The sequence below is a fragment of the Photorhabdus asymbiotica genome, from assembly GCF_003634575.1.
GTDB classification, from domain to species: domain Bacteria; phylum Pseudomonadota; class Gammaproteobacteria; order Enterobacterales; family Enterobacteriaceae; genus Photorhabdus; species Photorhabdus asymbiotica.
In genome coordinates this window covers 873788-886537 of sequence record NZ_RBLJ01000001.1, presented here as the reverse complement: position 1 = coordinate 886537, position 12750 = coordinate 873788, and the positions used below count along the sequence as shown (strand labels likewise).

The following is a 12750-nucleotide window of genomic DNA, read 5'->3' as shown; positions in this document are numbered from 1 at the left end:
ATATCAACAATGATAAATTTACCCTGTTATTTATTTTCATTATTAATACCTGCATTAATGTTTATTTCTATTTTGCCATTAGCAAGATATTGGATACCGGTATTGGCTCCGGCACCAATCAGGCCCGTTGTTACAGCGGCTCCCGATAACCATGGCAAGGCCAGGATACTCCCTTCTGCGGCCCAGGGTTTGGCAAGAGAGGGGAGTATTACCACTACAGGTTTTTTGGCTGGGTTCTAAAGTAGGAAATTTAAGTAAGGTTTTAGTCTAATAGATTATTTGGTTTGCAATACAAGTATAGGCTGAATAAATTCGTCTAAAGAGTCAACATCAATGTATGATACTTCATTTTCTCTCATCATATGTAGTTTAATAACAGAATCGATTTCCCCTTCAAAGTCATCAAATACAAGAATAAGTTCGAATTTGAAAGAAGGAAGATCTTGTTCTAGTTTAGTAATAATAAGAGAAGCGAATTTTAGAGCAACATCTATAATATTGCTATTCCAAATAGTCACTTAATCTTATTTCATTATAAAAACACTCCTCTTCTGTCTTATCAAAGAAATTTTTATGACCATTAATTTTATTTTTGCTTGACACACTAGCTACATGACATATAGAAGAAAAAATACACAACCATTTGAACTTACTGTGAACCCTAGATTTAAGAATTCAGCAAGAAATTTTGGTATTACAACCTCTTCCTTGATATATGCATCTAAAAAACTAACCATTTTCTGATTGTATTTAATCATTTTTCCCCCAAATATTGTTTCATGTCTTTGTCAATCGCCTGCTTAAATTTCGAATCAGATAATAAGTTATTTACTGATGATGGGGCAGGTATTTTATTTTTTGAAGAATCAAAGCTATAAAACGAATTAGTAGATGGTTCGTAGTAATATTTGTTGTTTTTATTATATACCCTTCATCCTTCAAGTTGCTGCTTTCTCTCACCCCAGTCACATAGTTATCTATGCTCCTGGGGATTCGTTCACTTGCCGCCGCGCTGCAACTCGAAATTTATTGGGTATAGTGTATTTGTCCTGGTCTCTTCCCAGGGTTTGGATTCTCTACATCAATACGCTCTTTACCAACTCCTTTTCATATATACCCGTTATCTTTCAAGTTGCCTCTTTGTTGGCAGCACTCACTCACCCCGGTCACATAGTTATCTATGCTCCCGGGGATTCGCTCCCTGGCCGTCGCGATGCATCTTGAAATCCATAGGGTATAGTTTTACTAGAAGTTTGAACTCCATTTTGTCCTGGCATAGGGGCTTGATCAGTTGGTACGTTTTTTCTTTTATCCCGACCTTACTAATTCCTTTAGCAACACCTGGAGCTGCTGAAATTCCCACTTGACCCATAATCTTCACGATTTCTTGGGTCGTCTCTTCTGAGCCACCGATGACTTGGGCACGATGCAACACTAAATTACGGGAAGCATCAATATTTGACATCGCACCCCGTAAATCAGCACATTCCCGCACTTCTACCGGTGTGAGGGAATCCATCCCCTGCATTCTGGCTTTTTCCTGAATTTCGCTCATCCGGGCACTGTAATCAAATCACCCTGTAATGCCGCCGGCCAGTCCGGCGGCCAGCGTGGAGAGGGTGCTGATAGTCTGTTTCTGCTCTTCCGTTAACTCACTGACTTTAGCCTTGTCGCCGTAAAGCTGCGTCATCAGTACCTGAGCCGCCAGTTCACCGGAAGCAGCACCGGCTGCCCCTGACAGGGCATTATTGTTGCCACTCACCTCCGCCACCACGGCCCCTAAAATCGCATGGGTCAGCGTGTTGGTGGCGATATCCACCTGATGGGTTTGTGGGTCGGTGGTCATCTCTTTAATCACGCCGGCCAGATAGGGTGAGGTGCCACCGGCCAGTGCTTGCCCCAGATTGTTCCCCGCCAACCCCTGAATCGCTGCCGTGGCGGCCTGTAAGGCTTTCTGGTATTGGCCGCCGGTCCCTAGGTCGGAGTCATTCAGCGCCTGAGTGTAAGCGGTGTCATAAATTTGTTGGTTGATATCCGCCGGAGAGGGGGGGTTGATTGCCCGCTTTGATCAATTTCTCTCTGGCCGCCTCTCCTGTTATCCGGATATTGAACACATTAATAAAAAGGGCGTTAGTTGCTGTGGCCGACGCCCTTCTGGTGTCAGAATCAATGACGGATCTGCGCCAACTCGTCTTCAGATAAGCCAGTCGCTTCGAGAACAGCCTCGCGAGGCATCCCCATTCTCAAAAGGCTGTGGGCAACGTCGAATTTACCCTGCCTCACGCCTTCTTCACGTCCTTTCTGTTCACCCAACTGCATACCTTTCTGAATCCCGCGTTGTTCGCCCAACTGCATACCTTTTTGAATCCCGCGTTGTTCGCCCTCAAGGCGGAGTTTTTCAGCAATAGTCATCAGAGCTTCCTCATGCTGTGGCACACGTGATGCCAGAGTGTTTAGCAAAGCAGCCGGATCGTGAGATTCTCCCGCCTGCAACATGTAGTTTATCACAGATATCAGCTGTTCCTGCGTTGTATATCCTTCCTGCAACAATGTTACCAGATTGTCAAGCAGCTCAGTCAGATCACGCTGGCGAATGTGTTTCTGCAACAGTTCGAGCACAGCAATACGACGATGTTTCATTATTTCGTCGTCGGGAATAACGGTAATATCAACCAGCGGAAAATCCTTACTGTACAACTCGCCGGCAAGTTCTGGATCATCAAACTCTGCAAACCAGTTCATCGGGTACGGGTATGGGCTGACTTTTCCTTGGTAGAACAATATAGGTATCACCAATGGTAATGTTTTATGGCCGGCATCAAGATGACGTTGCATGGCAGCAATGGCATAACGCAACATCCGAAAAGCCATGTGTTTATCCGGCGAACTCTGATGTTCAATCAGACAGTATACATAACCGTCACCCTTACCCGTTTTCAGTGAATACAAAACATCACTGTAGTATGGCCGCAGATCGTCTTCAATGAAGCTTCCCGATACCAGTTGCAGCGTATTCAGATCACAAACCTTCAGCAGAGTTAATGGCAAATGGAACTGTAGAAAATCTCTGGCTGTATCCGGATGTGTCAGAAACTGCTTAAAAATAGCATCATGTAATGTTGGCGTTGTGTTCTTCTTCATTATTCATCATATCCCTGTAACCCCGGTATTCACTTTAACAGAAACCAGCGACTGGATGGCGTTAGTCATACCCTAATTTTTCTTCTTCAAGTCATTAGGCTGTATCGCAATATGATGCTCACATCGTACAACTGCCTAATGCTAACGTGGAATCCAGTGTCATATCGCCTGTAGCAAGAGCGAGATCACCTACGTCATCCGTTGCCGTTAACACACCATTAACAATCTGGCTGACAGGATTCTCTCGCCAGTGAGTTATCTCCAATCTTTTCCTATACTGTTTGATACTTGGCCAACAACGCCCTGACGCGACTTTTTAGCCTGTAAGCTACTTTTCTCAGACGTAATGAATGCCCCCTTTAAATGCCGGATGATTGTCTAACATTTGGGGTGCAGTTCATTGGGTGAGTATTACCTTGAAAAACGCCGTTATTGGGTGATCGCCGAGGACGAAAATACGCAACACGGGCAGCCGGGTTATTTGAATTAATACGGCCCAGTACCGAATGGCGGGACCCTGTCAGGGTGACTCGGGCAAGGGGAAAGCCGTGTGCTTCCGTCGGAAAGGCGGCGGGCGAGGTTTTTTCCAGTACAGACAGGTGAACTTCTTCAGGTGATGGAGCTAATTGGGCCTCCAGCGCTTGCTGACGCGCCTGTTGATGAATACGTTGTTGATCTGAGAGGTCAGCGGCCTGACTGCCTGAAGCTGTGCTATAAAAAACCGCTAATACCAAAATACTGCTTTTCATTGCATTTCTATTCCACAATTATGGAGCAGCATTAACCATGAATTTCACTTAGCGATCAATGTTTATGGTTTATTGTCACTCAGGTAACTAAAAGCAGGGATGTGGTTAAGATAGCAGCAAAAACAAGGGGTTATATTTTAATCAGAAAATAGACTCATGTTATTATTATGTTACGAATCGTATAAAAAATAGATTAATATTAATCATTTAATAATCAATGGTAATAATTTCATTTTTTTGTTTTATTTTGTGATTTAAATCACGAAAATAGGTCTAATTACCGGAAAAAGTCACTTGCAATAAAGAGGATTTTCGTCATTACCTGAACAGGTAAAACTATTTACCCTTGTCTGACGATACTGAGGCTATTACCCGAAATCATACGTTGCAATATATACCCAATAAATTTCGAGTTGCATCGTTTATCTAATCCAGATAAATCATTGAGATAAGGTATGATATGAGAAAATTATTATAAATAAATTAACCAGGCGGTAATGCTGTTATTATCTGAAATATAAGAGAGTTTAGATATCTCTAATCTTCTGAGTTGGCAGTTAATTTTTTATTAAGTAACCGTCAGATTGTTCATTTATTTTGTTATTTTAATGATAGAACCAGCTTGGTTATTACAAAATTAGAACTAGTCAAATTTTATTTTATACTCGATTAGGTAAATTTCAGACGTTATTAATGAATAATTATTTATTTATTCTTTTCATCTATATACAGTGGATTTAATTTATTCACTTTTTATTCCTTGATTATTCATCATTGGCGCATAAACCATGCATAAAAATACTTTTTGGAACTTTGAACGAGATCAAAAAGTATTTTTTTTGTTGATGACTTGTGTTGACTTTGTTAAGCGCGAGCAACAGTATCTGTCCAATGGCTGAGGGATTGTTTTTCGAAAATACTGATAAGTGATAAGAATTAATAATATTAACTAAATCATGTAATTTTATTTATTTTCAATGCTTTTTAGCATTCAACTTAGTAAACCTTTTCTTCAGTATTCATCAATTGGTTATATCAGTACGGGCTGAAAAGTAATGAGCGTTATATTACTTTCTTTCGTACAGATGCTCTCTATTTTTAAGGGGAAATGATCTATGTCAGAAAATATTCAGAGAAGTTGGTTTGATCACTATATGGTACCTTGTTTCTCTCCTGCTAAGTTCATACCTGTTCAGGCCAAAGGCTCGAAAGTATGGGATCAGGATGGAAAAGAGTATATTGATTTTGCTGGTGGGATTGCAGTTAATTCATTAGGGCATGCTCATCCTGAATTAAAGGATGCGTTAATTTCTCAGGTTGAGAAAATATGGCATATAGGAAATGGTTACACGAATGAGCCAGTTCTTAAATTAGCAAAGAGTCTTGTGGAAAATACTTTTGCTGATAAGGTGTTTTTCTGTAATTCAGGGGCAGAAGCTAATGAGGCCGCATTAAAGCTAGCTAGAAAATATGCTGCTGATAAATATGGAAAAAATAAAAATGAGATTATCTCATTTAAAGACTCTTTTCATGGCAGGACATTATTTACTGTAACCGTAGGCGGGCAACCAAAATATTCACAAGATTATGCTCCTCTTCCGCAAGAAATTACTCATCTTCCTTATAACGATTTGTCTGCGATCAGAGAACATATTTCTGAAAATACCTGTGCGATTATTGTTGAACCTATTATTGGTGAGGGTGGAGTTATTCCTGCTGATCCGGAATTTTTGCAGGAATTACGTACTTTATGTGATCGCTTTCAAGCGTTACTTATTTTCGATGAAATCCAAACTGGGGTAGGTCGTACAGGGTACCTTTATGCTTATCAGGAATATGGCGTGGAGCCTGATATTCTTACCAGTGCGAAAGGCCTTGGTGGTGGTTTTCCTATTGGTGCTATGTTGACAAAACAGCATATTGCAGAAGCTTTTCAACCCGGCACGCATGGGACAACTTTTGGTGGTAATCCCCTGGCAGCAGCAGTCGCTAGTACAGTGCTTTCCATTGTTAATCAACCAGAACTTCTTGCTGGTGTTCAACAGCGGCATGATTATTTCATGGATAGATTATCGACACTCAATCAGCATTATCAAATATTCAATTGTCTGCGCGGCAAAGGACTACTGTTAGGGGCTGAATTGAATAAAAATTGGCAGGGTAAAGCGAAACAGTTGACCAATATTGCAGCAGAGGAGGGATTGATTGCATTGATTGCCGGTCCGGATGTATTGCGCTTTGCGCCTGCATTAAACATTGAATTTGCGGATATTGATGAAGGTTTGATTCGTCTTGAAAGTGCCATCATGCGGTTCGTTGGTTAATAGCAAATTGAAGGTGACGTTATGATGCTTTTCCGAACTGTCCGGCATAGTGACTTAAAGGGTATTCAGGCTCTATCTGAGCGTGCGGGTATAGGTCTGACATCTTTGCCCAATAACCTGGATCAATTACGTTCACGTATTACACGTAGCGTCGATACTTTCGAAGGAAAGTTGACCAGAGCTCAACAAGGATTCCTGTTTGTATTGGAAGATACCAGTGAGAATCGCGTCGTGGGCGTTAGCGCCATAGAGGCTGCGGTAGGGCTGGAAGAGCCGTTTTATAATTTTCGGGTACAAAGAACGATTCGCTCATCACGTGAATTGGGCGTTTATAAGGCGATTGAAGCGTTAACTTTGGAACAAGATCAGACGGGTAACAGTGAATTATGTACCTTATTCCTGGACCCGGAATATCAGAAAGAAAAAAATGGCACATTTCTTTCTAAAGCGCGTTTTCTTTTTATCGCCGCATTTAGAGATCTTTTTTCTAAAATAATATTCGCTGAAATGCGTGGTGTTGCCGATGAACAAGGAAATTCACCTTTCTGGAATTCGCTGGGACAACATTTTTTTGGCATTCCTTTTTCTCAGGCAGATTACTTAACCGGTATTGGTTCGAAAACCTTTATTGCAGAACTGATGCCTCTTCATCCTGTTTATATCTCCTTATTACCCGCTGAGGCGCAGAAGGTGATTGGACAAGTTCATGAGAAAACGGTTCCTGCTCGCACGATTCTTGAGAAAGAAGGTTTTTCCTATCAAGGCCATATCGATATTTTTGATGCAGGCGCTTTGCTACAGGCTGAGATCGACCGGATACGCGCCGTAGAAAAGAGTCGGCTGGTTGCTGTCAGCAAAGTTAAATCAGTGATCCGCAGCGATGGTGTTCCTTGCATCGTTGCCAATCAGCACTTTAATGAATTTCGAGCGCTCTTACTGAATGTTGCGGATGACAGCTGTGAGCTTTTTTTAACGCCCGTTGAAATGGATGCACTGCAAGTAAGCGATGGGGAGCCTGTGCGACTCGTCAGTCTCTTTCCAAAGGAGAACTAATATATGAATCATAAAGCACATTACATTGGGGGAAGGTGGATCGAAGGGCAGGGTGAGCCAGTGACCAAATTCTCGCCAATAGATCAACAAGTTCTGTGGCAAGCGAATAGCGCGAGTGCGGCTCAAGTCAGAGCCGCTTGTCAATCTGCCCGCGAGGCGTTTTACTCCTGGTCACATTTGCCGGCCAGTGAGCGAATTAACATCGTCCAAACGTTTGCAGCTTTGCTGAATGAACAGAAAGAAGCCCTTGCCCGTGTTATCAGTCAAGAAACCAGTAAGCCACTATGGGAAACGCGTACTGAAATACAATCCATGATAGGTAAAGTCGCTATTTCCATTGAAGCGTGGGAGCAGCGCACCGGAGAATCGGAAACCATGATGCCAGATGGTCGGGCATTACTACGTCATCGTCCTCATGGTGTCATGGCGGTTTTTGGGCCGTATAACTTTCCTGGGCATTTGCCTAATGGCCATATTATCCCGGCACTGATTGCAGGTAATACGTTGGTGTTTAAACCGAGTGAATTGACACCGATGACCGCTGAGGAAACGGTGAAACTGTGGGATAAAGCCGGTTTACCCGCAGGAGTGCTCAATCTGGTTCAGGGAGCGCGCAATACAGGTACCGCATTGTTGGAGGATAAGCAGATTGATGGTGTGCTGTTTACCGGGAGTGCCAATACTGGCTTTCACTTTCACCGAGTGCTTGGCGGTCAGCCAGAGAAGATATTGGCGCTTGAAATGGGGGGAAATAACGCACTGATCGTCGATGCTTGCGACGATATTGATGCCGCTGTTTACACCATTGTGCAGTCAGCATTTATCTCTGCCGGTCAACGTTGTACCTGCGCTCGCAGATTGTTGGTGAAAAATGGTGTACATGGAGATGCGGTGATTAAGCGTTTGGTAGAGGTGACAGAGCAGATCGTGCCATCCCACTGGGATGCTCAACCTCAACCCTTTATTGGCGGAGTGATTTCGCTACAGGCTGTGCAAAATCTATTGGAAGCGCAAGAACGGCTACAAAAACTCGGTGGCATTTCTTTGGTTTCGCTGGAGCAATGCAATCCACAATCAACACTGCTGACCCCAGGAATTATTGATGTTAGCCAAGTAGTGGATATCCCCGATGAAGAGTATTTTGGGCCGCTGCTTACGCTGATGCGTTATGACACATTTGATGAAGCGTTGGCAATCGCCAATAACACCCGATTCGGATTAGCTATCGGTTTAATTTCACCAGATGCTGCATTGTTTCAGCGCTTATCAGAAGATGCGAGAGCCGGAATTGTGAACTGGAATAAACCATTGACAGGGGCGTCGAGTAAAGCACCTTTCGGTGGCATTGGTGCATCAGGCAACTTCCGGCCCAGTGCTTATTATGCTGCTGATTACTGTGCCTGGCCGATGGCATCTCTTGTTACCGATAAACTTTCTTTACCTGAAACGCTGGCACCGGGAATTCATTTCCCTGATTAACTTAATACCATTTTTCCAGAGGTATCTATGTCTGGTTTTGAAGCAAATTTTGATGGGTTAGTCGGTCTGACCCATCATTACGCGGGGCTTTCAGTAGGTAATAAGGCTTCTATCTGTAATAGGGATAGTGCATCTAACCCACGTAAAGCCGCGCTTCAAGGGTTGATGAAAATGAAGTCGCTAGCGGATACAGGATTTATTCAGGGGGTACTTCCACCGCAACAACGTCCTAATATCCCAGCCTTGCGTAATTTAGGTTTTGTGGGTAGTGATGAACAGATACTTCATAAAGCCGCCAAATATTCTCCGGTGTTATTATCAAAACTAAGTTCTGCTTCATCAATGTGGACAGCAAATGCGGCAACGGTATCACCTTCGGCGGATAGCGCCGATCAGCGAGTCCATTTCACGGTGGCAAATTTAAATAACAAATTGCATCGTTCGCTGGAAGTAGAAACGACGGCAGCCGCGTTAAAAGCCACTTTTGCTAATCAAAACTATTTTGTCCATCATCATGCTTTGCCACAACATGAAGATTTTGGTGATGAAGGGGCGGCAAACCATAATCGCCTCGGTGGTGACTATCATACGCCGGGTGTACAGGTATTTGTTTATGGACGCAGTGTGCTGCGCGGTGGTCCAGTACCTCAGCTTTATCCTGCACGGCAAACACGGGAAGCCAGTGAAGCTGTTGCGCGGCTGCATCAACTTGATCCGGCACAAACCGTCTTCGTGCAGCAAAAACCCGTCGCTATTGATAGCGGTGTTTTCCACAATGATGTGATCGCGGTTAGCAATCGAAATGTGCTTTTTCATCATCAGCATGCTTACCTTAATCAGGAGCAAGCTCTGGCAGAAATTGAGCAGAAAATGGCGCGATTAGGGCATGATTTTGTCGCGATTAAAGTGCTTTCAGAGCAGGTCAGTATCAAAGATGCGGTTGATTCTTACCTCTTTAATAGTCAGTTACTGAGTAAAACTGATGGAAAAATGATGATTGTTGTTCCTGAAGAGTGCCGTCAAAATATCGCCGTTTGGACCTATTTGCAGTCACTGATTGCGCAATCCTCTTCACCTATTAATGAAGTCTGCGTTTTTGATCTGCGGGAAAGTATGCGTAATGGCGGCGGTCCAGCATGTTTACGCCTGAGGGTGGTGTTAAATGATGCTGAGTTCCGTGCCGTCAATCCTGCAACACTGATGAATACTCAGCTTTATGATCGTCTGACCCAATGGATAGAACAGCATTATCGTGATGAATTATGTTCCTGCGATCTGGCTGATCCCCAATTACTCCGTGAAGTTTATACCGCTCTGGATGAGCTTACGCAGATCCTAAATCTAGGATCGATCTATGAATTTCAACGCTAAATTGGAGTGGATATGGATCTGTTAACGTTATTGCTTGAAAAGAAACTGGCTGATCATTTGAGGTTTCCGGAAACAATTAGTGCGAGTTGGTTGGCAGAAGGTGTATTGCAACTTATTCCTGATAAAAGGAAAAATCGCTCTCTGGTTGTTTCTGTTGGTATTCATGGTAATGAAACGGCACCTATTGAAATATTGATTCAGTTATTAGCACAGTTGGCTGATGGTACTCTAACACTAGAAAATAATTTGTTAATTATCTTCGGTAACTTGCCCGCTATACGTGCTAATCGGCGTTATTTGCATAATGATTTGAACCGAATGTTTGGTGGTCGTTATCTGAATTTTCCGCTGGGAAATGAGCGATCACGTGCGGCTGAATTGGAAAATGTTGTGAGTCGTTTTTTTGCTGAACCTTCGGTGTCTGCTACAAATATTCGCTGGCATATTGACTTGCATACAGCAATACGGGCTTCTCATCATGAGCAATTTGCGTTATTACCTGCTCAGGGCCGCCCCTTTTCTGCTGAATTTATGCAATGGTTGAGTGACAGTAATATTGAGGCACTGGTTTATCACAAAGAAAAAGGAGGGACTTTCAGTCACTTCCTGGGAGAAAAATTCGGCACTGACAGTTGCACGATGGAAATTGGCAAAGTAATGCCTTTCGGTAAAAATGATTTAAAAAGATTTCAAAAAGTTATCGAGGCTCTTCATGGCTTAATCGATCATTCGCAAATAACTGCACGCACTAAACCTGAGCTGAAACATTATCAGGTAGTTGATTCGATTATTAAGAGTGATGACAGTTTTCAACTTCATATACCTGCTGATACCATGAATTTCACTGAATTGCCTGCAGGATTTGAAATTGCCAGCCAACGGGATCGTCATTGGAAAATAACATCTTCAGTAAACTTTATATTATTTCCTAATGCTGAGGTCGCTAATGGATTACGCGCGGGATTGTTACTTGCTCTAAATAAAAAAAATAACTAAATAAAGTATGACTACATTTTCTTTCTGAAGCAGCGGTAATTTCTTCTTCAGAAAGAATTCAGCAGGGTGCTTCTTCGCTTTAATGACGGACGGGTATTATCATGATAAAAAATAATAAAATTCAACAAAACCTTTCGGCAGAAAAGTTTACTGATTCGCAAGAACTGCATAGAGGTCTGAGTGCACGTCATATTCAAATGATTTCTATTGGCGGTGCGATTGGTACAGGATTATTTATGGGATCGGGCAAAACTATTGCCGTATCCGGAACGTCAATCGTTATTACCTATGCCATTGTCGGGTTTTTTGTTTATATGGTGATGCGAGCGATGGGAGAATTGCTTCTCACTAAATTGAATTATCGTTCTTTTGCTGATTTCGTGTCTGATTATTTAGGGACGAAAGCAAGTTTTTTTCTCGGCTGGACTTACTGGATGAGTTGGATTGTATCCTGTATTGCTGATGTGGTGGTTTGTGGCGGATACATTCAATATTGGTTTCCCGGTGTTTCTCTTTGGGTACCTGCATTTTTAACGCTAGGTTTACTCTGTACTTGTAATCTTCTTTCTGTCCGATTATTTGGCGAAGCTGAATTCTGGTTCGCGATTATTAAAGTGATTGCGATTTTAGCGCTGATTATTGTGGGTGCGGGTATGGTAATGATAGGTTGGAAATCACCAGACGGTATGACGGCATCTATTAATAATCTGACTGATCCATCTGTATTCTTGCCAAATGGTATTTTTGGTTTTTTTGCCGGTTTTCAGATAGCGATTTTTTCTTTTACTGGGGTTGAACTTGTTGGCACGATGACAGCGGAAACAAAAGATCCAGAAAAGATATTGCCGAAAGCAATTAATAAGATTCCGATGAGAATTTTTATCTTCTATATTTTCTCCATGTTGAGCATTATTGCGGTGACATCCTGGGGACGTATTTCAGCTGAAACTAGCCCTTTTGTGACACTATTTGCTTTGGCGGGTTTGCCTGCTGCTGCCGCAATTGTTAACTTTGTTGCATTAACGTCGGCGATGTCTTCTGCTAATAGTGGATTATATGCTTGTACACGTATGCTTTATGGGTTATCAACGGAAAGAAATGCTCACCAGAAATTTAAAATTCTTTCCCGTAATACTGCGATTCCGGTACATAGTCTGATATTCTCTTGTTTCTGTATGATAGTTGGCACATCACTTTTATTTATCGTACCGGATGTCATGCGATTATTTACTATTGTATCAACGGTTGCTTCTATTATGGTTATTTATAGCTGGTGTATGATATTAGTGGCTTATTTAGCCTATCGTAAACACCATCCTGAATTGCATAAACGATCAATCTTTAAGATGCCTTTGGGGGTGTCGATGACGTGGATCACTCTGATTTTTTTCATCCTCACAATAGTAATAATGGTTTTTGATCCCGATACGTTGATAGCACTCTGTGGTACACCTTTGTGGTTTATCGCGTTAAGTATTCTATGGCGCGTGAAAAAGAAAAATGAAGCGCAGGAAGAACAAAGTTATCAGATAGTCAAAGAAGGTTCTCGTTCATAGTCAGGTAAGTGGTTCACATCTGCAATATATTTATACCCTTCATCCTTCAAGTTGCTGCTTTGTTGGCTGCTTTCACTCACC

The 12750-nt window shown here is 42.4% G+C and carries 13 protein-coding genes and 1 pseudogene; 6 read left to right on the top strand and 8 right to left on the bottom strand.

Annotated features, from left to right (window positions below):
• Positions 1-26 precede the first annotated feature (26 nt).
• The 8 genes and pseudogenes from BDD30_RS23420 to BDD30_RS03905 form a co-directional block, all read right to left on the bottom strand.
• A complete protein-coding gene (locus tag BDD30_RS23420; protein ID WP_162470160.1) occupies positions 27-215 on the bottom strand; it encodes a hypothetical protein in 189 nt (62 codons plus the stop codon).
• 60 nt (positions 216-275) lie between these two features.
• On the bottom strand, positions 276-518 hold the full coding sequence (locus BDD30_RS03930; RefSeq protein ID WP_041381725.1) for a hypothetical protein: 243 nt from the start codon (positions 516-518) through the stop codon (positions 276-278).
• A 310-nt stretch (positions 519-828) separates the two neighbouring features.
• The gene (locus BDD30_RS23415) at positions 829-969 is read right to left on the bottom strand and encodes a hypothetical protein (RefSeq protein WP_170152939.1); all 141 of its coding nucleotides are present in this window, start codon (positions 967-969) and stop codon (positions 829-831) included.
• A gap of 205 nt (positions 970-1174) precedes the next feature.
• On the bottom strand, positions 1175-1555 hold the full coding sequence (locus BDD30_RS24000; RefSeq protein WP_015833636.1) for a hypothetical protein: 381 nt from the start codon (positions 1553-1555) through the stop codon (positions 1175-1177).
• 21 nt (positions 1556-1576) lie between these two features.
• Positions 1577-2084, bottom strand: a pseudogene (locus BDD30_RS24960) (VENN motif pre-toxin domain-containing protein); the annotation flags it as partial.
• An 82-nt stretch (positions 2085-2166) separates the two neighbouring features.
• Positions 2167-3141 carry an Rpn family recombination-promoting nuclease/putative transposase gene (locus BDD30_RS03910; protein WP_015833638.1) on the bottom strand — a complete coding sequence of 325 codons (975 nt, stop codon included), beginning with the start codon at positions 3139-3141 and terminating at the stop codon, positions 2167-2169.
• A gap of 118 nt (positions 3142-3259) precedes the next feature.
• On the bottom strand, positions 3260-3406 hold the full coding sequence (locus BDD30_RS23410) for a hypothetical protein (RefSeq protein ID WP_158307056.1): 147 nt from the start codon (positions 3404-3406) through the stop codon (positions 3260-3262).
• A 94-nt stretch (positions 3407-3500) separates the two neighbouring features.
• Positions 3501-3890, bottom strand: coding sequence for a hypothetical protein (locus BDD30_RS03905; RefSeq protein ID WP_015833639.1), 390 nt, complete (start codon positions 3888-3890; stop codon positions 3501-3503).
• A gap of 1115 nt (positions 3891-5005) precedes the next feature.
• Between BDD30_RS03905 and BDD30_RS03900 the strand changes: the two genes are divergently transcribed.
• The 6 genes from BDD30_RS03900 (at position 5006) to BDD30_RS03875 (ending at position 12669) form a co-directional block, all read left to right on the top strand.
• The gene (locus tag BDD30_RS03900; RefSeq protein WP_015833640.1) at positions 5006-6214 is read left to right on the top strand and encodes an aspartate aminotransferase family protein; all 1209 of its coding nucleotides are present in this window, start codon (positions 5006-5008) and stop codon (positions 6212-6214) included.
• 21 nt (positions 6215-6235) lie between these two features.
• Complete coding sequence (gene astA, locus BDD30_RS03895; protein WP_015833641.1) at positions 6236-7267, top strand: arginine N-succinyltransferase; 1032 nt, start codon at positions 6236-6238, stop codon at positions 7265-7267.
• A gap of 3 nt (positions 7268-7270) precedes the next feature.
• Positions 7271-8746: a succinylglutamate-semialdehyde dehydrogenase gene (gene astD / locus BDD30_RS03890; RefSeq protein ID WP_015833642.1), complete on the top strand. Its 1476-nt coding sequence runs from the start codon at positions 7271-7273 to the stop codon at positions 8744-8746.
• Positions 8747-8773: 27 nt separating this feature from the next.
• Positions 8774-10117 (top strand): N-succinylarginine dihydrolase, encoded by a 1344-nt coding sequence (astB, locus tag BDD30_RS03885; RefSeq protein WP_015833643.1) that lies wholly within the window; start codon positions 8774-8776, stop codon positions 10115-10117.
• 12 nt (positions 10118-10129) lie between these two features.
• A complete protein-coding gene (gene astE / locus BDD30_RS03880) occupies positions 10130-11113 on the top strand; it encodes a succinylglutamate desuccinylase (protein WP_015833644.1) in 984 nt (327 codons plus the stop codon).
• A 101-nt stretch (positions 11114-11214) separates the two neighbouring features.
• Positions 11215-12669: an amino acid permease gene (locus tag BDD30_RS03875; RefSeq protein WP_015833645.1), complete on the top strand. Its 1455-nt coding sequence runs from the start codon at positions 11215-11217 to the stop codon at positions 12667-12669.
• Positions 12670-12750: the final 81 nt, after the last annotated feature.